This is a genomic window from Sessilibacter sp. MAH1, assembly GCF_054658315.1.
In genome coordinates this window covers 245,871-267,510 of record NZ_BAAGIC010000003.1, presented here as the reverse complement: position 1 = coordinate 267,510, position 21,640 = coordinate 245,871, and the positions used below count along the sequence as shown (strand labels likewise).

General features: G+C 43.9%; 17 protein-coding genes. 4 read left to right on the top strand and 13 right to left on the bottom strand.

Annotation, left to right across the window (positions count from 1 at the left end):
- The first annotated feature begins 68 nt into the window (after positions 1-68).
- Positions 69-458 (top strand): type II secretion system protein GspG, encoded by a 390-nt coding sequence (locus tag ACYQ28_RS04570; protein ID WP_460048250.1) that lies wholly within the window; start codon positions 69-71, stop codon positions 456-458.
- A 282-nt stretch (positions 459-740) separates the two neighbouring features.
- Positions 741-1,184 carry a CopD family protein gene (locus ACYQ28_RS04565; RefSeq protein WP_460098975.1) on the top strand — a complete coding sequence of 148 codons (444 nt, stop codon included), beginning with the start codon at positions 741-743 and terminating at the stop codon, positions 1,182-1,184.
- A gap of 167 nt (positions 1,185-1,351) precedes the next feature.
- Here ACYQ28_RS04565 and ACYQ28_RS04560 read toward each other — a convergent pair whose 3' ends face one another.
- From ACYQ28_RS04560 to rimP, 10 genes are all read right to left on the bottom strand, one after another.
- A complete protein-coding gene (locus tag ACYQ28_RS04560; RefSeq protein WP_460048252.1) occupies positions 1,352-3,073 on the bottom strand; it encodes a protein kinase domain-containing protein in 1,722 nt (573 codons plus the stop codon).
- Between the two features lie 103 nt (positions 3,074-3,176).
- Positions 3,177-3,989 (bottom strand): formate/nitrite transporter family protein, encoded by an 813-nt coding sequence (locus ACYQ28_RS04555; protein WP_460048253.1) that lies wholly within the window; start codon positions 3,987-3,989, stop codon positions 3,177-3,179.
- A gap of 701 nt (positions 3,990-4,690) precedes the next feature.
- Positions 4,691-5,524 carry a S1/P1 nuclease gene (locus ACYQ28_RS04550; RefSeq protein ID WP_460048254.1) on the bottom strand — a complete coding sequence of 278 codons (834 nt, stop codon included), beginning with the start codon at positions 5,522-5,524 and terminating at the stop codon, positions 4,691-4,693.
- A gap of 113 nt (positions 5,525-5,637) precedes the next feature.
- Positions 5,638-7,758, bottom strand: a complete 2,121-nt coding sequence (gene pnp, locus ACYQ28_RS04545; protein WP_460048256.1) for a polyribonucleotide nucleotidyltransferase — start codon at positions 7,756-7,758, stop codon at positions 5,638-5,640.
- 123 nt (positions 7,759-7,881) lie between these two features.
- The gene (gene rpsO, locus ACYQ28_RS04540; protein ID WP_460048258.1) at positions 7,882-8,151 is read right to left on the bottom strand and encodes a 30S ribosomal protein S15; all 270 of its coding nucleotides are present in this window, start codon (positions 8,149-8,151) and stop codon (positions 7,882-7,884) included.
- 314 nt (positions 8,152-8,465) lie between these two features.
- Positions 8,466-9,449, bottom strand: coding sequence for a tRNA pseudouridine(55) synthase TruB (gene truB, locus ACYQ28_RS04535; RefSeq protein WP_460048260.1), 984 nt, complete (start codon positions 9,447-9,449; stop codon positions 8,466-8,468).
- 3 nt (positions 9,450-9,452) lie between these two features.
- The gene (gene rbfA / locus ACYQ28_RS04530) at positions 9,453-9,842 is read right to left on the bottom strand and encodes a 30S ribosome-binding factor RbfA (RefSeq protein WP_460048261.1); all 390 of its coding nucleotides are present in this window, start codon (positions 9,840-9,842) and stop codon (positions 9,453-9,455) included.
- A 26-nt stretch (positions 9,843-9,868) separates the two neighbouring features.
- Positions 9,869-12,682: a translation initiation factor IF-2 gene (gene infB / locus ACYQ28_RS04525; protein WP_460048262.1), complete on the bottom strand. Its 2,814-nt coding sequence runs from the start codon at positions 12,680-12,682 to the stop codon at positions 9,869-9,871.
- A 16-nt stretch (positions 12,683-12,698) separates the two neighbouring features.
- A complete protein-coding gene (nusA, locus tag ACYQ28_RS04520) occupies positions 12,699-14,201 on the bottom strand; it encodes a transcription termination factor NusA (protein ID WP_460048264.1) in 1,503 nt (500 codons plus the stop codon).
- Between the two features lie 22 nt (positions 14,202-14,223).
- Positions 14,224-14,679 carry a ribosome maturation factor RimP gene (gene rimP, locus ACYQ28_RS04515; RefSeq protein ID WP_460048265.1) on the bottom strand — a complete coding sequence of 152 codons (456 nt, stop codon included), beginning with the start codon at positions 14,677-14,679 and terminating at the stop codon, positions 14,224-14,226.
- Positions 14,680-15,443: 764 nt separating this feature from the next.
- On the opposite strand from rimP, the gene ACYQ28_RS04510 reads away from it, so the two are divergent.
- Positions 15,444-16,205 carry an SDR family NAD(P)-dependent oxidoreductase gene (locus ACYQ28_RS04510; RefSeq protein WP_460048267.1) on the top strand — a complete coding sequence of 254 codons (762 nt, stop codon included), beginning with the start codon at positions 15,444-15,446 and terminating at the stop codon, positions 16,203-16,205.
- Between the two features lie 482 nt (positions 16,206-16,687).
- Here ACYQ28_RS04510 and ACYQ28_RS04505 read toward each other — a convergent pair whose 3' ends face one another.
- The 3 genes from ACYQ28_RS04505 to ACYQ28_RS04495 form a co-directional block, all read right to left on the bottom strand.
- On the bottom strand, positions 16,688-17,797 hold the full coding sequence (locus tag ACYQ28_RS04505; RefSeq protein ID WP_460048269.1) for an enoyl-CoA hydratase/isomerase family protein: 1,110 nt from the start codon (positions 17,795-17,797) through the stop codon (positions 16,688-16,690).
- Between the two features lie 497 nt (positions 17,798-18,294).
- On the bottom strand, positions 18,295-19,131 hold the full coding sequence (gene fghA / locus ACYQ28_RS04500) for an S-formylglutathione hydrolase (protein ID WP_460048532.1): 837 nt from the start codon (positions 19,129-19,131) through the stop codon (positions 18,295-18,297).
- 329 nt (positions 19,132-19,460) lie between these two features.
- Positions 19,461-20,567, bottom strand: coding sequence for an S-(hydroxymethyl)glutathione dehydrogenase/class III alcohol dehydrogenase (locus tag ACYQ28_RS04495; protein ID WP_460048270.1), 1,107 nt, complete (start codon positions 20,565-20,567; stop codon positions 19,461-19,463).
- Between the two features lie 150 nt (positions 20,568-20,717).
- On the opposite strand from ACYQ28_RS04495, the gene ACYQ28_RS04490 reads away from it, so the two are divergent.
- Positions 20,718-21,593 carry a LysR family transcriptional regulator gene (locus tag ACYQ28_RS04490; RefSeq protein WP_460048271.1) on the top strand — a complete coding sequence of 292 codons (876 nt, stop codon included), beginning with the start codon at positions 20,718-20,720 and terminating at the stop codon, positions 21,591-21,593.
- The last annotated feature ends 47 nt before the right edge of the window (positions 21,594-21,640 follow it).

The window sequence follows — 21,640 nt, the reverse complement described above, 5'->3', positions numbered from 1 at the left end:
GCCTTGATATTGGTATAAACTCGGCTGTACCGATAGGTGTTTCCTATAGATTTACAATTGAGCTGTAAATGAAAAAAACGTTAATAATTAGTGCCTTTATAGTTGGCGTATTGGGTTTAATCGTATTGATGGATACTCAAATTATCTGTAGACCGCACAGCATGAATGCACAAGTACAAGCCGACATGCGACTGTTAACGACAGCATTAAAAGCGTTTAAGTTACAATATGGACGTTATCCCACACAAGAGGAAGGTCTAGAGATACTATGGCAAGAAGAAAAAGGCGCTTTATTGCCAAACTATCCTAAAGGTGGATTCTTGCTTGAATCCCCAAAAGATCCATGGGGCAATTCATACCAATATTCAATTGATAGCTCGTCTGAGAAGAATGACTTTATATTGTGGAGTAATGGAGATCCAAACAGTAAAAACGCAGACATTATTTATGCTAAATAAAAACATCTCGATTAAACCTTAGTATCTTCTTAATTTTAAAATTATTTAATTTAAAAGAAAAACAATTGGCCATCGAAACAATTGTAATATTTGATCATTTAATAAAAGCATTCAAGCGCTTCTAAAGCAATCTCTGATTAACTCATTCATAGTTTAATTAGAGGTTACTATACTGGATTTAAAAATCTCTAAATGCTTAGTACGTACTTGACCGCAATCAACGTTTGGCAAGCAGATTAATGTAGTATCGAAAACTGGAAAATTGGCTTTGGTGGAATGATTGTGTACGGTATTGTTTTATTACTGCATATTTTAGCGGCGACTATTTGGGTGGGTGGGCATATTATTCTCAGCACTATTATTTTACCTAATGCGCTAAAAGAACGGTCACCACAGATATTACTGAGCTTTGAACAAAAGTTTGAAAAGATTGGCATGCCTGCATTGATCGTTCAAATTCTATCGGGCTTTTATTTGGCGCATCGTTTAGTGCCTAACATAGGTGACTGGTTTAACGTTAGTAATCCCATCACTCATCCCATTATGTTGAAATTGGCTCTGTTACTGTCAACCATACTTTTGGCGTTAAACGCTCGCTTTAGAGTTATTCCTAATTTAACGGCAAAATCTTTACCCACAATGGCTTGGCATATTCGCACCGTAACACTATTCGCCATTTTATTTGCCGCAACAGGCGTATCCTTTAAAACCGGTTGGTTGTATTGATTAGAGGAAACTCTGATTAACCTAGAGTTTCCTGCGACACAAGGATGTATCGCCAATTTCAAGAACGGTAAATGGTTGGAATTGTGAAGAAGTTGGAAATCGCATTTTCAATGTCTGTCCTCTGATGAAATCATGGATGAGCAAATCAGAGGTTCCTAGAATCTGTGTCAGATATTTCTAACAATAAAATACACATTTATCGCAAACAAAATAAACGATACTACCTGCCAAAAAAGCACTGGATTTCGTTCTATTAACGGTGGTTTTTCGCGTTTTACGAAATCTGCATTTGGGTGGCGAAGTTCGTAAATAAATTCAGACACTTCGTCGTAGCGTTTTAGCGGGTTGATGTTAACCGCTTTTTTAATGGCAAAATCGACCCAACTCGGTATTGCGTTTTCGTCGGTGGCAAGGGATTTATAGCGCAGTCGTAGTTGTGTTCTGGCATCGGTTGAGCGTGCAATAGCATTTCCGTAGGGGAGTTCACCGCTCAACATTTGATAGGTAATAACACCCAACGAGAATATATCCGACCGACTCGTGCCTAAATAACCCAAATAATATTCCGGTGCCGTGTATTGGGCGGTACCAACGATACCTTCGTTACGCTGCACAATATCGGAAATACCGGCTACTTTGGTGGAGCCAAAATCAATAATTTTTACCACACCATTGCGATCGATCATAATATTATTAGGCCGCAAATCTTGGTGAACCATTTCTTGGCGATGAAACGCCTGCAAACCCTTGGCAACCTGTTCAACAATATTCCGCACGGTTTCTATATCAGGCTTTGGATTATCCAGTATCCACTGCGCAAGCGTTTTACCTTCTATGTATTCACTTAAGGTGTATAGATAATTTTGTTTTCGAGCAGATTCAATCGCTTTTAAAATGTGTAAATTATTAAGGCGTTTGGCAATCCAATCTTCCATTAAAAGATTTTCAAGATACGCCGGATCGTCGCGCTTTTCTGCCGAAGGCGTTTTTAATATAACTTGTTGTTGCGTTTCTATGTCTTCGGCTAAAAACACGTGGCTGCGGCTGCTGATGTACACATCCTTAATAATTTTATAACCCTCGAATTCCATTCGCGGGCCTAATTGCGGCGGCGGCGGTAGTTGATTTACTTGCCGATGTATTTCACCTAAATTTTGTTCGGGTAGTTCATCAATACGAATAATTTGCAGTGTTAAATTATCGTCACTCCCGGCATTCAATGCTTTTTGAATAATATTTTCGGCTAAGCCGCTTAAATGATTACGGTGTTCGATGATAGTTTGAATCAGCAGTTTATCGTCAATAAATTCATAAACACCGTCTGTTGCCAACAGAAAAAAATCACCTTCGGTAACATCTACCATTAAATAATCTAGGTCTAAAAAATTATTAATTCCCAGCGCTTTGGCTAAATAGCTTTCTTCTGACGAAATAACACGACGGTGATCTTGGGTTAATTGTTCTAGGCCGCCATTAGCAAGCCGATAAATTCTGGCATCGCCACAGTGGAAAATATGTGCGGTGTTGGATTTAAAAATAATTGCGCTAAAGGTACAGACGTAACCCTTATCTTTATTGTATTTATGAGGACTGTATTGAGTTTGCGCAAACAACCAAGAATTAATGGCCTCAAGTACTCTCTGGCCGGATTTTTTGGTAGACCAAGAATCGGACGTGCAATAGTAGTCTGACAGAAACCCTTGCACAGTTGCCTCACTGGCAATGTGACTCACCTGACTGCTGCTAATACCATCGGCAATCGCGGCGCAAATGCCCTTTGAGGTTAGCTGTGGTTCCTCCGGAATAATAATGCCGTGACAATCTTGATTGACGGCTTTTTTACCCGCCGTAGAAAACTGATCTTGAGAGATTCGAAGTTGTTTAGTCATAAATAAAAATAACCCCCACTCTTTCGAGTGAGGGTTTTGCAATTAACGATCTGTAACTCGTATTGGTAAAACCAATCTTAGTTTAACAGCGCTGATTGTGATCTTATGCAAGTTTGCGAGCTGCACTGGTTTTAACATGAGTTAAGTACAGCGGTAATCCTACCAAAAAGAATCCGCCGACAAGGTTACCTAAGGCCGTTGGAATTTCGTTCCAAATGAAGTAATCAATGATAGTGAAATCACCACCCATAATCATTGAGAATGGGAACAAGAACATGTTTACGATGGAGTGCTCAAAACCCATGTAGAAGAACAGCATGATTGGCATCCACATCGCCATCATTTTGCTGCCAGCAGACGTTGAAATCATAGCGCCAACCACACCCATGGATACCATCCAGTTACACAACATACCGCGAATAAAAATGGTAAACCAACCAGCAACACCGTGTTCTTTGTAACCCAAAGTACGCGACTCACCAATGCTACCTACTTTTTCTGCCAAGGCACCGCCATCGGTGTGGTAACCGTAGGTCAAAATAAACGAGGCAAAAAATGCAACGGTAAGAGCACCGGCAAAGTTACCCACAAACACCAAACCCCAGTTTCTGAATAATTGACCCATGGTACAACCGGGACGACGATCAATGACTGAAAGTGGAACTAAGGTAAATACACCAGTAAGTAGATCGAATTTCATTAAATACAGCATGATGAACCCGACTGGGAAGAGAAGTGCACCAACCAAAGGTTGACCAGTTTTAACCGTCACTGTGATGGCAAAAAACGCTGCCAAAGCCAAGATAGCACCGGCCATAAAGGCACGAATGATGGTATCGCGACTAGACATGTAAATTTTAGATTCTCCCGAATCTACCATTTTCGTGACGAATTCACTCGGTTCTAAGTAGGACATAAACAGACACTCCCCGTTGGTGTGGTAAAAGGTATGCGTCTGTAATAGCAACCTAGAGGCCAAAAGCACAAAGTTGATTCATTTCAATAACTTAGATTAATTCTCCTGCTCTTTTACAAATGTTCTCACAATGTTACTGAACCAAAATGTATATATTGGATATTTTATGCCTTAAAATAAATCACTACATAGATGTCAGTTTGTTACATTTAATGGCATTAGCGCACCAGTTAAATGCATAAAGAGTTATTTAAAACGAATGTTAAATAATAAAAATCATCCAACATGCCTTAAAAACCCAGAAAAAATACGGATTTAGTCGTAAAAAAATAAATCATTCAAACAGGTTTTTAGCTAAAACACAGTAAATACGGGAGCTTAGGGAGCGACCTAATAAGAGGCATTTTTGACAGAGACTCTAATACCTATTAGCAAGAGCCTTATATGAATCTTAATTGGAGTGTTTTTTCATTGGAGCAATTCTTAATTGAGAAGAGCAAATTCCATTGAACCGCATAAACAGACTCAACAATTATCCGTAGAGTTAACACATGGTAAAAAAGCATTGAGCCTAAATCCCAATGCTTTTGCTGACTCAATGTTTTTACTGACTCAATGTTTTTACTGACTCAATGTTTTTACTGACTCAATGTTTTTACTGACTCAATGTTTTTGCTAAAGAGGCACTTACTGTTCTGTTCTTATCGAGTAATTGCGTTAAGTATTTCAGCCAATCGAATTCCAGCTTGCTGTAGTCGTTCTTGAATAATGGCTTTGTTTTTCTGAGCGTAATCTTTTCGCAACGGCGGTAGATTTTTAACATCCTTATAAATCACCAGAACCTGATCATAGGATTCACTGGCCCACTGTTCTGGACTTAGGCTTTTCCGCCAATCTCTTTTTTCATCAGTATTTATGGATTGATTGAGGCGCTTTGCCGATTTTTTCCACTTTTTAAATCCGTTTTGTTCAACCAACCAAGTATCCCAAACGGCGTGTAAGTTACTTTCAACTAAGTGATCTGAATGGATATGTTCAGCAACCATGACCTGAATTTTGTTGCCACCCCAGTCTTCTGAATAACTCACATGCAAAGGCTGATGTATGTCGCCAACAAAATGACCAAGCAATAAGAGCGCTTGAGCTTGATCACCGGATTGGGTGTTTAACGCTTTGATATTGTCGTGAATGGCTCTGGTCACGCAGGATTTTTGCCCACAAATTTGGTTATCTTCGCTGAATTTTTTGGCATCTTTGGGCACGTTTACGTAGTGCATTGGCCCCAAATAATCGTACTGATGATCACTGCGAATTTGATCGGCCCAATTACAAGATTGCGCAAAGGTCTCAAAACCTTTTTCTTTATACAGCGGTTTAATCCATTCTTGCGTAGTCGAGTCTAGGTTCTGCCAGGCGATTTCGCAGACAATGGCGTGCCCGGAGGCTCCCCATGCCAGTACTGAATGACTGTGCAATGCTGCTGAAGCAACGGCACATAAGCTCAAGATGGATAAAACCGAGCGATGAAGTTTCATGGCAGGAATCTCTCAATGAATTTAGCGCTAAAAATGTAATCTAGTGAAAACGAACAGATACAAAAAAACCCGCAACAGCGGGTTTTTTTAGCACAAAGAAGATGACGATATTATTATTCGTCAGCTGCTGGCGCTTCTTCTTTTGGCTCTGGTTTTTCCAAGGTTTCTTTAATAGAAAGCTTGATACGACCACGGTTATCGATATCCATACACTTAACGATAACTTTTTGGCCTTCTTGCAAGTAGTCAGAAACGTTATTTACACGTTCATGAGCAATTTGCGAGATGTGAACCAAACCGTCTTTACCTGGCAAGAAGTTAACGAACGCACCAAAGTCTACGATACGTACCACAGTACCTTCGTAGGTTGCGCCAATTTCTGCTTCTGCGGTAATTTCTTGAATACGCTCAAGCGCACGTTGTAAAGAGTCGCCCTCACCGTAAATCTTAACGGTACCATCGTCTTCGATATCCACAGACGCACCGGTTTCTTCGGTAATAGAACGGATGGTTGCACCGCCTTTACCAATGATGTCGCGAATCTTATCAGGATCAACTTTGATGGTTTCAATACGTGGCGCACTAGACGCTACTTGACCGCGAGATTCAGAGATCACTTTGTTCATTTCAGCAAGAATGTGCAAGCGCGCATCCATTGCTTGTTTCAAAGCGATTTCCATAATTTCTTCGGTGATACCTTCAATCTTGATATCCATTTGCAGAGCAGTAACACCGTTGGCGGTACCCGCTACTTTAAAGTCCATGTCACCAAGGTGGTCTTCATCACCTAAGATATCGGTAAGAACTGCGAACTGCTCGCCTTCTTTAACCAAGCCCATAGCAATACCAGCAACCGGTGCTTTAAGCGGTACACCTGCGTCCATAAGCGCAAGGCTTGAACCACACACAGATGCCATAGAGCTTGAACCGTTAGATTCGGTAATTTCACTCACAACGCGCATGGCGTACGGGAATTGCTCTTCGGTTGGAAGAACCGCAGCAACACCGCGACGTGCTAAACGACCGTGGCCGATTTCACGACGACCAGTTGCGCCCATACGACCTGCTTCACCCACTGAGTAAGGAGGGAAATTGTAGTGCAACATGAAGTTGTCACGACGCTCGCCTTCGAGTGAGTCAATGATTTGTGAATCGCGAGAAGAACCTAGAGTAGCAACAACCAAGGCTTGGGTTTCGCCACGAGTAAACAAAGCAGAACCATGTACTTTTGGCAATACGCCAACTTCTACCGCAATTGGACGAACGGTTTTGTTATCGCGACCATCAATACGAGGCTGGCCAGCAACAACCGCTGAACGAACGGTGTTTTTCTCTAGTTTGGCAAATTCGCCTTTAACATCGTCAGCCGAGAATTCGCTGCCTTCGATAGCGATTTGCGCGATGGCTTGAGTACGAAGTTCGTCTAGCTTTTTGTAACGTTCTTGCTTATCGGTAATACGGTAAGCTTCTGCAATAGCTTCAGCCATTGCACCGGCAACCGCTTCTTTAAGCGCTACGTTAGTTTCTGGAGCAGACCACTCCCAACGCTCTTTGCCAGCGTCACGAGCCAATTCTTCCACCGCCGCAATGATGACTTGCATTTCTTGGTGAGCAAATAATACCGCACCCAACATGATGTCTTCAGGAAGCTCATTAGCTTCTGATTCAACCATCAATACCGCGTCTTTGGTGCCAGCAACAACCATGTCTAACTCAGAGGTAGCAATCGCTGCGTAAGTTGGGTTAAGCAAGTAGCCGTCTTCTTGAGTGTAGCCAACACGTGCCGCACCAATTGGACCATTAAATGGCACACCCGAAATAGCCAATGCCGCAGAAGTACCAATCATTGCAGCGATGTCTGGGTCTACGTTTTTATCAGCAGACAAAACAGTACATACTACTTGTACTTCGTTGAAAAAACCTTCTGGGAAAAGCGGACGAATTGGACGATCAATAAGACGAGAAGTTAGCGTTTCTTTTTCACTTGGGCGGCCTTCACGCTTGAAAAAACCACCAGGAATCTTACCAGCTGCGTATGCTTTTTCTTGATAATGCACAGATAGAGGGAAAAAGTCTTGGCCCTCTGAGGCTTTCTTGGCACCAACCACGGTGCACAATACCGACGTGTCGCCAACTGTGGCGACGACTGCACCTGACGCCTGACGAGCTATTCGTCCGGTTTCTAATGTCACGGTGTCATTGCCGTATTGAAATGTTTTTATTACAGGATTCACGACAATATCCTTATGATTTATACGACTTTTCGATTCGAAAATAGACAGAAAATACGAGGAACCGAAAAGATCGGAGAACTGAGATAACAAAGTGCCCGCTCATGCGGGCACTTTGAAGTAGGTTTAGCGGCGTAGACCCAATTTTTGGATCAATGCAGCATAACGATTGACATCTTTCTTTTTAAGATAATCAAGTAACTTACGGCGCTGGTTAACCATGCGGATCAAACCACGACGAGAATGGTGGTCTTGTTTGTGATCAGCGAAGTGACCTTGAAGTTTGTTGATGTTTGCAGTTAGCAAAGCAACTTGTACTTCAGGGGAGCCAGTATCGGTCTCAGAAGTTGCGTGTTCTTTAACGATAGCCGCTTTTTCTTGAGCACTCAGTGCCATAGGTATTTCCTCTTAATTAATTTAAAATATGCCGTATGATCGGCTATACGATCAACCTTCTAAGGCCTGCCCGCGCATATTTACAGACAGGTCTGAGAACCGAAAACTACTATAGCTAGTACATGAGTTTGCGATTCTAATGAGGCGAACCTCATGTTCTTTAGGATTCTAGACAAACATTCGCCCAAAGGGCGCATATTTATTCAGAAATTTCCCAGAAAGGCAACTTTTCCACGAAAATTAGCCTTTATTTATTGGTTTTTTACTGTTGGTTTTTACGGTTAAAGCACATAAACCTGTGCCTTAAAGTTTATTTAGTCGATAACAACCAGTCTTTTGGGTTGCACACGAGAACCTTCGGTAATCGCGCCTAAACCTAAGAATGTACCCTCGGCTGAAAACACTCGCACATCCGTAGCGACCGCAAGCTCAGAAAAATCTGCACTAAACACCGAATTACCATGAGAGAAGTATTTTTCACTCTCTGCGGGTATTATCACCGACGGCAAACTGGCAACCGGAGAATCAACAGGTGCGAGTAGTTCATCGGATTTTGCTGAAAACATCTGCCAAAGCGCTTCTTTCGAAAGCTCTTCTGGCTGATCGTCAGGTAACCATTCCTGCAGCTGCTCTAAAGTGACACACTGATCCAAAAAATAAGGACCAGCTTGGGTTCGTCTCAACTGCGTGACTGTAGCACCAACACCCAAAGCAAAACCCAAATCGAGCGCAAGGCTGCGAATATAGGTGCCTTTGGAGCAAAAAACGTCAACATCGATTTCTGGCTGCGGACCACTTCGAAAGTTCAACAATCGGTATTCGTAGATTTCTACCGATCGCGGTTTACGCTCGATTTCAACACCACTGCGCGCCAGCTTATAAAGAGGCTGGCCTTGGTGTTTTAATGCTGAGAACATCGGCGGTACCTGTTCAATGCAACCACGAAAATTCTCAATCGCGTTTTCTATTTGCTCAAGGGTAATGTGCGACGCGTCCTGATCGACAACGACTGGGGCGTCCATATCGCCACTTTCGGTCTCAAGCCCAAGTCGAAAAGTCGCCTGATAGCGCTTATCCGAATCGAGTAAAAACTGAGAAAATTTGGTCGCTTCACCAAAGCACAACGGCAAAACACCACTTGCTAAAGGATCAAGAGCACCGGTATGCCCGGCTTTTTGTGCCCTTAATAGATATTTTGCTTTTTGCAGAGCCTGATTTGAGGATAACCCCAAAGGCTTGTCGAGCAGTAAGACCCCGTGTATGGGAAATCGTACACGGGATTTTTTCTTTTCAACCATAACTTAGCTTTCAGACTCGTCCGAATGATTAGCTCGATCAGAGGCAATAGCTTGATCGATCAAACGTGATAATGCCTGACCACGAGTAGAAGTTTCGTCATAGATGAACTGCAAGCGTGGCGTAATGCGAGTATCGAGCTCTCGCGCCAGTAATGTGCGCAAAAAGCCGGAGGCTTTATTAAGCGCCGCCACCGCTGCTTTACGCTCGTCTTCCGACTCGCGGTCAACAATGGTGACATACACTTTTGCCAATGAAAGGTCGCGAGTTACCACGACCTCATTGATATTAACCATTCCAACACGAGGATCACGAACCTGGTCGCGTACTGCAACGGCCAGGATTCGCATAATGGCATCGCCTAGGCGATCCGTTCTTTTAAAGTCTTTTGGCATAGTTTCTCAAATTAGGTTAACGATTATTAAAGCTCACGAGCAACTTCTTTTACATCGTAGACCTCAATTTGATCGCCGACCTTAACATCGTAATCTTTTACGCCAATACCACATTCAACACCGTTACGAACTTCGTTGACATCGTCTTTAAAGCGACGCAACGACTCAAGCTCACCTTCAAAGATTACTACGTTATCGCGCAATACACGGATTGGCTTAGAGCGATAAACCGTACCTTCGGTAACCATACATCCGGCCACTTGACCAAATTTTGGTGAACGGAAGACTTCGCGCACATCGGCAATACCAACAATCTCTTCAATGCGTTCTGGTGCCAACATACCGGCAAGCGCAGATCTCACATCATCAAGAAGCTGATAAATAATGCTGTAGTAACGAATTTCAACCGAAGAATCTTCAGCCAAAGTACGTGTTGCAGTACCCGCACGAACGTTAAAGCCAAGTACAACCGCACCGGAGGTTACCGCAAGGTTGATGTCGTTTTCAGTGATTCCACCAATGCCCGAAGACACGATGTTCACTTGAACTTCATCGTTACCGATATCCATTAGTGCAGCGGTGATTGCTTCTAAAGAACCACGAACGTCAGCTTTAAGCACAACAGGAAGAACTTTCTTCTCATTGCCGCTCATGTTAGCGAACATGTTTTCAAGTTTCGCCGCTTGTTGACGTTGAAGTTTCTCTTGATGCTCACGGTCTGAGCGCTGTGAAGCCACTTCACGAGCTTTACGCTCATCCGATACAACAATAAAGTCATCGCCCGCATCTGGTGGTGCATCTAAACCTAATATTTCTACTGGCGAAGATGGACCTGCTTTTTCAACGGATTGACCAAATTCATCGGTCATTGCACGAACACGACCAAAGCTTTGACCCGCCAACAAGATGTCGCCGCGTTTCAACTCGCCGTTTTGAACCAGCACAGTCGCCACAACACCGCGACCACGATCCATACGGGATTCGATAACAACACCGCTTGCCGGTACGTTAACTTGAGCAGAAAGCTCTAGTAATTCAGCCTGTAGTGAAACCGCTTCCAATAGCTCATCGATACCTTCACCAGTATGTGCCGATACGTTGATGAACTGAGTGTCACCACCCCATTCTTCCGGAATTACCTCAAGCTGAGTCAATTCATGACGAACGCGATCGGGATCAGCTTCGTGCTTATCGATCTTGTTAACGGCAACAACAATAGGTACACCGGCAGCTTTGGAGTGTTCTACAGCTTCGCGAGTTTGCGGCATTACACCGTCATCGGCTGCAACCACTAGAATTACTACGTCGGTACACTGGGCACCGCGAGCACGCATTGCAGTAAATGCGGCGTGTCCGGGAGTATCTAGGAATGCAATTTCGCCTTGACCGGTCTTCACTCGGTAAGCACCGATGTGCTGTGTAATACCACCCGCTTCGCCCGAGGCTACCTTGGCGTTACGAATGTAATCCAATAGCGATGTTTTACCGTGGTCAACGTGCCCCATTACGGTTACCACAGGTGCACGATTTACGGTTTCACCTTCAGCTTGGGTTACCGATTCAATCAAATCGTCTTCCATCTGGGTGTCGCTAACGTATTTAACCTTGTGGCCCATCTCCCCAACGATCAGCTCGGCAGTATCGCGGTCGATAGCTTGGTTTACGGTGGCCATGATGCCCATTTTCATGAGCTGCTTAATGACCTCGCCTGCCTTGATAGACATTTTTTGGGCAAGGTCGGATACAATGATGGTATCCCCAACTTCTACTTCATGCACAATTTTCGTGGTTGGCTTCTTAAATCCGTGTTTATTTTTAATCTTGAGAGTCGCTTTTGAACGTCTACGCGCTTGCGCATCGGCATCATCATCGTCATCGTCAAAATCGAGAAGTTTCTTAAGGTTGGTCTTTTTCGGACCTAAGCCTTTAGGCTTGGTAGCACCTTTACCTGCCTTCTTAACGTGTTTTGGTTCATCATCGTCATCTTCATCGTCTTGATGACGCTTCTTAGCCACAGGTTTAACATGAGCAACTTCGGTTTTGGGCTTTTCTTTACCCGCCGTCTTTTTCTCTTTTTCAGTCTTCTCTGCTTCTAGAACACGTTTTTTCTCTTCAAGCACAGCCTCTGCTTTTTCTTCATCGACTTTGCGCTGACGCATGGCGGCAAGACGACGCTCTTCGAAGTCGTCTAATGTAAATGACTTACGAGGCTCAATTGCTTCAGATTCGGTAGTTTCAACCGTATTTTCGGCTTCAGTTTCACCGTTATCAGAGGCAGGTTCGTCATCGGATACACCTTCATCTGCCGCTACTGATTCCGCAGCCACAGTTTCTGGTACTTCTTCGACAACTGCTTTCGGTTCTTCAACCACAGTCTCAACTGATGCTTCTTCAGCAACAACGGTTACTGAAACTTCTGGTTGATCTACGGCTTCTGTGGATGTTTCAACAGTAGATTCTTCAGCAACATCAATATTTGCATCTGCTTCTGATTGCAATTCTTCTGCGCTAACTTCGCCGTCAGACAATGTGTCTTCTTGCTCAAGTTCTGGATCACGCTTCACGTAGGTACGTTTTTTACGCACTTCAACATTGACGGTTTTACGGTTACCCGCTTTTAACGTCGTCGTTGTTTTACGCTTTAACGTAATTTTTCGTGGTGCTTCACTAGCATCACCATGACTACTTTTTAAGAAAGACAGAAGTTTCTGTTTTTCGTCGTCAGATACCAATGAATCAGGACTTTCATGATCTAGACCAGCGTCTTTCATTTGGCTCAGCAGGCGTTCCACTGAGGCACCTACTGACTTGGCGAGTTCGCTTACTGTTACTTCGGCCATTATCACTCCTCAGTTTTTAATTATTTTCGCCGTCTGAGCCTGAGAACCAAGGCTCTCTCGCTTTCATAATCAATGCGGCGGCACGTTCTTCGTCAATCCCGTCGATATCTAACAACTCATCTACAGCAAGTTCTGCCAAGTCATCCATAGTGGTGACTCCGCGGCTCGCCAAGGTGAAGGCAAGATGTCTTTCCATGCCTTCCATATTTAATAGATCGTCGGCAGGTTCGGCATTTTCCAATTGTTCTTCAGACGCAAGTGCTTGGGTAAGCAATGCATCTTTTGCTCGCGCACGTAGCTCTTCTGCAATGTCTTCATCGAAACCTTCGATGGAAAGCATTTCATCAAGCGGTACGTAGGCGATTTCCTCCAAGGAGGTAAATCCTTCTTCAACAAGAACTTCAGCGATATCTTCGTCGATATCCAGCGCTTGCATGAAGGTTTCCATGTAGCTGCCTGTTTCTTCTTGTTGTTTTTCTTTCCACGCTTCTAGGCTAAGTACGTTAATTTCCCAGCCGGTTAATTCGCCGGCAAGGCGTACGTTTTGACCACCCCGGCCAATTGCCATAGCAAGATTGTCTTCTTGTACAGCCACATCCATTGAATGGGTGTCTTCATCAACCACAATGGATTCGATTTCAGCAGGAGCCATGGCGTTGATTACGAACTGAGCTGGGTTTTCGTCCCACAGAACAATATCAACACGCTCATTACCCAATTCGTTAGATACCGCCTGTACACGTGAACCGCGCATACCAACACAAGCACCCACAGGATCGATTCGGCCGTCGTTGGTCGCAACGGCAATCTTAGCGCGAGAGCCTGGGTCGCGAGCAGCGCTTTTAAGTTCGATAACCTCTTCGGCAATTTCTGGCACTTCAATGCGGAACAGTTCGGTCAGCATTTCTGGGCAGGCACGGCTTAAGAAAAGTTGTGGGCCACGAGACTCGGTACGAATCTCTTTCAGAATGGCGCGAACACGATCGCCAACGCGGAAAATCTCACGGCCAACCAACTGATCACGTGGCATCAAGCCTTCAGCATTGTTACCCAGATCAATAATGATGTTGTCACGTGTTACCTTTTTAACGCTGCCGTTAACCAGTTCGCCCACTCGGCTTCGGTACTCATCAACCACCTGAGCACGCTCGGCTTCACGAACTTTTTGTACAATAACTTGCTTAGCTGTTTGCGCAGCGATTCGTCCAAAACCAACGTTTTCAACGAGCTCGCGATAAACATCGCCAGCAACAAGATTGGTATCTTTTTCGTGCGCTTCTTCTAAGGTGAATTGGGTACCAAGTTCCGCGAGAGTATCGTCGTCCACAACTTCCCAACTACGATAGGTCACATAGTCGCCAGTTTTTCGGTCAATAGTCACTTGGATGGTGGAGTCTTCGTCGTATCGCTTTTTCGTAGCTGTCGCCAAGGCGACTTCAATAGCTTCGAATATCAAGCCTTTATCGACACCCTTTTCGTTGGATACCGCATCGGCAACCAGTAGGATTTCTTTGTTCATTCTTGCCTCTTTCACTCCACCCCTAGAACTGGGGAACAATTGTGGCTTTGTCTATGGAACTCATCGGTAGTAGATACTCCTCATCACCCATGAAAATGACTACATCTTCATCTTCTACCGCGCGGATTTGCCCTTTTATTTTACGTTTGCCTTCAAACGCCACTCGAAGGCGAATACTCACCTGCTCACCGATATATCGCTGGAACTGTTCTATTGTGAAAAGTGTGCGATCGGCACCAGGAGAGGAAACTTCTAAAGTGTATTGGCCGGTTATAGGGTCTTCTACGTCCAACACACTGCTGAGTTGTCGGCTAACACGCTCACAGTCTTCAAGGTTGACACCAGCTTCTTTTTCGATGAAAACGCGCAGTAGGGTATGGCGACCTTGGGAGATGTATTCGATTCCCCAAAGCTCACACTCCAGAGCCTCGATTGAAGGCCGTAAAAGTTCGGTTAACTGTTCAAGTCTTGCTGACATATTCGTGTTTTGGTCACTCTCCGATAACACAATCAATGATCGTTAGTAAAAATTAACCGGCTCTAGAAAACAAAAAAGGGCCCAAGGCCCATTTACTGTTCCCGGATAACCGGGATGATCATAAATATGAAAAAGCCCCTAGAGTATTGAGGGGCCTTTTCGTATTCCTGACCACTGCTGCGTTGCATAACAACTGACAACCAACGTAATTAGCACATGACAGATGCCACATCCCTAACAAACTGATGAACAAATATCATCAGGAAAAATTCTAAGCACTGGCTCAATTCATTCGGTAAAACCGAAGATGCAGCCACCATTTGTAGCACGTTACTATCACTGCCTGCTGAATCTTGTCGGATAAAATCCAGACATTTACGTTCAATCTAATTCAGCAACCATCAGTGAAGCGCTTACCCAGTTTTTGTATATGCATAATGCCTCAAAGGATAAACATTGAGCAGTTAAGCAAAAAAATCAAGGGTATAAACAAAAGTCAGTTGCGTCCGACTTGGAACACATCACTTTGGAGGGAGCCCATGCTAACGGGCGCGGATTATAACGACCCTGACGCGGTTATTCAAGTGAACCGCTAAAATAGAAGCAGATAATCTGAGCGAGGCCTCAACATAGAGCCCTAATTTAGACAAAAGCGGAACCGATTTTTGTCGGGACTTTCTGGTTGCAATTAAAAGCACACCGATTAATGATTTCATTCAAACCTATGGCCTAGGCCGCACATTCACTTATGCTTAGGAGCATTTATGACCTTCACTGCATGTATTACCGGTGCAACTTCTGGCTTTGGTAAGGCAACTGCTGAAAAATTTGCAAACCAAGGCTGGCACCTTTTGCTCATTGGCCGACGAGAAGACCGCCTAGAGGCCCTGAAAGCCGAGTTAAGCGAAAAAACCTGCGTTGAAACCATCGCGTTAGATGTGCGCGACACCGAACAGGTTATCTCGGCATTATCGACCTACCCAACAACCTTGGCGCCGCTCAAGGTCTTGGTTAACAACGCAGGCCTCGCCTTGGGCACATCACCGGCGGTTGAATGCGACTTAGCGCAGTGGCATCAGATGATTGATACCAACACCAAAGGTTTGGTCACCATAACGCACACGCTCTTGCCGCGCTTAATTGAATTTGGCGCGGGCGCGAGCATCTTCAATATTGGCTCTGTTGCGGGTACCTACCCTTACCCGGGTGGCAACGTGTATTGCGGAACCAAAGCGTTTGTTGAGCAATTCTCAAAAGCCATCCGCTGTGACTTGTTAGGAACCGGCGTACGTGTAACCAACATTGCACCGGGCATGGCAGAAAGTGAATTTACCTTGGTACGCACTGGCGGAAATCAACAAGCCCACGATAATTTGTACGAAGGTGCCAATCCCATTCAGCCAGAGGATATTGCAGATACGTTATGGTGGCTGGCAAATATGCCCGATCACCTAAATGTGAATAACTTTGAAATTATGCCGGTCAGGCAAGCGTGGAGTCCTTTTGCGGTACACCGAGAAAAATAATCTCATACCGCTAACACCTCTCATACCAATAAACATCAAGAATGAGTAATTCGTGGAGGGCTTGCGCAAAAGCCCTCGTTTTATCGTCAGTAAAATCTATCAGCGGATCTTTCTGAAAACCCCTAAGGATCTTTCTGACAACCCCTAAAAAGAACACTCTCACTGGAAAGTAAGACGCACGAGATTAGTTACTTTGAAACCCATTCCCCCTACCTTTCTAGAGCAAGTATTGAATCAATATCACCGTGCTCAATACTAGGCTCACGACCACAAAAGCAAATAAAAAATTACCAACAACTTTGTTAGCATCAACACACAAGGGTTACGGCGATAAAAAACCGCCCAAAATACCTGTGCTCATAGCAATCACAAAAATAACGGAGTTATTAATCCATAAAAATACGTCTGCAAGCTAAGCACACTGCAAGGGCAATGATAAAAGCACAACATAACCAAGGAAACTCTAGGTTAATCAGAGTTTCCTATAAATCAGACAACGGATTTACAGCAAAAATACTGTCATCAAAGTGATCAAGAATAATTTGCTTAGATACATCCTGGATTCGTGACGGTTCGAATTTCGGCGTCTTGTCTTTATCCACAAGCAAGGCCCTCACACCTTCAGCAAAGTCTTTAAAACGCATACAGTTTGCGGCAACAACCCACTCCATTTGAAAAACTTCTTTCAGCGATAAATACTTTGCTCGATGCAATAATTCGGGAACCAGAGCGGCGGTAACGGGGCAACCGTTTTTGAGGGTTAATGCAGCGGATTGCAACCAAGGATCGTCACCGGAATAATCGGTGATAGTTTGATAAATCTCAGCCAAATTAACACCGGATGTTAACTCCTGAATTTGATCAAAATGCTCTTTTAACAACGATTTTGGGCAATTAGAACTGGTATTGCTGAGCTTTATTAAAATTTTTGAAATAACTTCGACAAAATTATTTTGCGAATACCAATCGGCCACAACCAGAGCCTCGACAAACTCTTCCCACTGCTCATGATTCAAAAAATGATCAGCCAAACCAACATATAAAGTATCTGCCGCGTTAATTGGTACACCGGTTAAGGCTAAAAATAATCCAATACGGCCAGGCATACGATTCAAAAACCAACTGGCACCAACATCCGGAAATAAACCAATGGTAATTTCGGGCATCGCCAACCGTGTTTTTTCGGTAACCACTCGATGACTCGCGCCAGCCAATAAACCCAAACCACCACCCATAACCACACCATGACCCCAGACGATAATGGGTTTTGGATAGGTATGAATGGTGTAGTCAAGGCGGTATTCATTGGCGAAAAACTGTGCGGCCTTACCGTCGTCTTCAAGACTTGAACGACGCAGCTCAACCACATCACCCCCAGCGCAAAAACCGCGATCACCCTCGCCTCGCAAAACAATGCAAGCAATGGCGGGATCATTACGCCAAGCCATGAGCTGAGGAAGTAAAAGAGAAACCATATCGGACGAAAGCGCATTAATGGTCTTGGGCGCATTAAGTGTTGCGATGGCTATTTTGTAGCTCGCCGATGATGCAAGCTCTTCAAATAAAACGGAAGGTTGTACACTGGATGACATAGCCGCCTCTTTATTATTAATTTTAGGATCGGTATTTTAAATACACAGAACCAGCGATGTAGTAACGACTCATCTTAGAGAGATTTAATAACGGCGTAATCTGGACGATAGTCGCACATGAGCAACAAATTAATAATAACGGCGAGGGTTATAATTACTGCTTATTGCAGCAATAACCTAAACACCCCAATCAACCGTTAGATATAAATAGTGGAATACTATAAGAAACTTATGGAAGCCTCTGATGAACTCAACCGAGAATTAATCAGAGGACAAGAGAGATAAATATGAACGCTAATTTTTGCGATTCAATAAATTCACGAGTAGGTTAATTAGAGGAAACTCTGATTAACCTAGAGTTTCTCGCGACACAAGGATGTGTCGCCAATTTCAAGAACTGTAAGTGATTGAAATTGTGAAGAAATTGGAAATCACATTTTCAATTTCTGCCCTCTGATTAAATCAAGGATGAGTTAATCAGAGGTTCCTAGAATTTGTTACAGCAAGTTTTTTGCGTGAAACTTAATGTGCTCACCAATAAAACTGGCAATAAAAAAGTAGCTATGATCATAGCCGGGCTGCATACGAATCGACATTGGAAATTGAGCATGCTCAGCCGCCTCAATAAGCAGCGGTGTTTTTAATTGCTCTTCTAAAAAATTATCAGCATCACCTTGATCAATCAACACCGGCAATCGCGCCTCGACTTTAGAAACCAGCGCCACCGTATCGTATTCCTGCCATTTGGATTTGTCTTTGCCTAAATACAAAGACAAGGCTTTTTGTCCCCACGGACATTCGATAGGCGAACAAATTGGCGAAAAAGCCGATACCGAGCGAAATACTTCTGGATTTTTAAGTGCAATCGTAAGCGCACCGTGACCACCCATTGAGTGTCCAGAAATTGAGGTTAAATCGCTATTAATTGGAAAGTTTGCAGCAATCAACTGTGGTAGTTCTCGAACGATGTAGTCATACATTCGATAATTTTTCGCCCAGGGTTCTTCAGTAGCATTCACATAGAAACTCGCACCCAGACCAAAATCGTAGGCTTTTTCAGGATCATCGGGAATGTCGTCACCACGCGGACTGGTATCCGGCGCGACAATCGCAATACCAAAATCCGTAGCATACTGTTGCGCACCGGCTTTGGTGACAAAGTTTTCATCGGTACAGGTTAATCCAGACAACCAATACAACACTGGCACAGAACCTTCTCGCGACTGCGGCGGCAAGAAAATTGAAAATGTCATCTCGCATTGCAAGGTTTCAGAAAAGTGTCGGTAGCGTAATTGCTCACCGTCAAAACACTTAAATGAACTTATTTTTGAAATATTCAAATTTCTTCCCCTAAAGAAGGCCGCGACAGCAGCTTAATGAACCTGGTCTGCACTTAGTACTTATGACGAAGGGATAATTCCATAACCCATATATTCACGAACCAACATAAGAGCTTCTGATTAACTCATCTACCATTTGGCCAGAGCACAGAAGCGGACAATGCAATTTTAAATTTCTTAAAAATATCATCCGCCTATCGCTTTTATGTAAATGAACAGCGTCAATTATCCGAAACCTTGGCTGGTAATTAATTATGCGCAATTTACTAGCCAAGGTTTATCACCTCGCCATTGAATTCCGTATTTATTCGATTAATTACGACTTAATAAAGAACAACCGAGCGAATACTTTCACCGGAATGCATTAAATCGAAGGCTTTGTTGATGTCATTTAGTGGCATTGTGTGAGTAATTAATTCATCGATATTAATTTTACCTTCCATGTACCAATCAACAATTTTAGGCACATCGGTACGACCTCTTGCACCGCCAAATGCAGTACCACGCCACGATCGGCCAGTAACCAATTGGAATGGACGAGTGCTAATTTCTTGGCCAGCGCCAGCAACACCAACAATACAACTCTCGCCCCAGCCTTTGTGGCAGCATTCAAGCGCTTGTCGCATAACTTGAACATTACCAATACATTCAAAGCTGTAATCAACACCGCCGCCGGTCATTTGCACGATATGATCAACAACGTTATCAACCTCTTTAGGGTTAACGAAATCGGTCATACCAAAACGTTTCGCCAATTCAACCTTTGAAGGATTAATATCAACACCAATAATGCGTGTTGCACCAACCATCTTCGCGCCTTGGATAACATTCAAACCAATGCCACCTAAACCGAACACAGCAACCGTTGAACCCGGTTCAACTTTCATGGTGAACGCTACCGCACCAATGCCCGTAGTTACGCCACAACCGATGTAACAGATTTTATCGAAAGGAGCATCTTCACGAACTTTAGCTAAGGCAATTTCGGGTAAAACTGTGTAGTTAGAAAAGGTAGAGCAACCCATGTAATGCAAAATGGGTTTGCCATCAAGGGAAAAACGGCTGGTGCCATCGGGCATTAGACCCTGCCCTTGAGTAGAACGAATCGACTGGCAGAGGTTGGTTTTAGGATGCAAGCAATAGTCGCACTCTCGACACTCGGGTGTGTATAACGGAATTACATGATCGCCCGGCTTTAAACCTTTTACGCCGGGGCCTACGTCTACAACAACTCCGGCACCTTCGTGGCCTAAAATTGCCGGAAATGCACCTTCAGGATCGTCACCAGATAAGGTAAATGCGTCGGTATGACAAACACCAGTGGCTTTGATTTCAACTAAAACTTCACCAGCTTTTGGTCCTTGTAAATCAACCTCGACAATTTCTAAGGGTTTTCCGGACTCAAAAGCTACTGCGGCACGAGTTTTCATGGGCATTTCTCTTCTTGAATGATTTTACTTGTTCGTTTTTAGTAGATAATGAGATCATATCTGTTCCCGTGGAGCCTATAAACCAGATAAAAATCACAACACTGTTGCAACTGGAAAACAATAATAAAATTGATCGTCAAAGGATATGTTATGAGTCGCTGGGAAAGTATTGAAGCGTTTGTTGCCGTGGTAGAGATGAAAAGCTTCTCTAAAGCCGCTGAAAAACTCGGCGTATCTAAATCACACATAAGCCGCCAAATTAACCAACTCGAAAATCGACTGGATACGCAACTCTTAAACCGAACTACTCGCGCAGTCTCATTAACTGAGCTAGGGCAAACGTTTTATCCGACGTGCAAAGACATGCTAAACAGCTTGGATGAAGCCGAACGCGCTATTATTGAACAACAACACTCACCCAAGGGCTTGCTCAGAGTTAGCGTGGCAGGTCTATTTGCCGAGGAACACATCACTCCGGCGGCCATCAAATTTATGCAGCTAAATCCCAGCATCGAGATCGATATGGATTTCACTAATCGCGTGGTCGATGTCATTTCGGAAGGCTTTGATCTCGCTATTCGTTCCGGCACCTTACAAGACTCATCTTACATAGCCCGAAGAATCGCTCCGAGAAAACTGGTGGTGTGTGCCAGCCCAGATTACTTGTCACAACGCGGTCGCCCCAGTGATATTCACGCGCTGATCAATCACAACTGCTTAATGGGAACACTGCAAACTTGGCGTTTTAAAGAAAAAGGTAGGCACATTGACCTGAGGCTCAACGGTAACTGGCGATCCAATAACGGGCGTGCATTGGTTAAAGCCGCCGAAGCCGGAATGGGTGTAGTACAACTGCCGTCGTTTTATGTCGACCAGAGCATTGAAGCTGGTTTGTTGCAAACCATATTAAAAGAGAACAATCCAACCGATACGGGAACCTGGGCGGTTTATCCCAGCAACCGACACCTATCCCAAAAAGTGCGACTGTTTATCAACTTTTTAGCCGATGAATTTAAGAGCATGTAATACGTGTTCTACGCTATATCGAGACATAAAAAAGCCGAGTATTCACT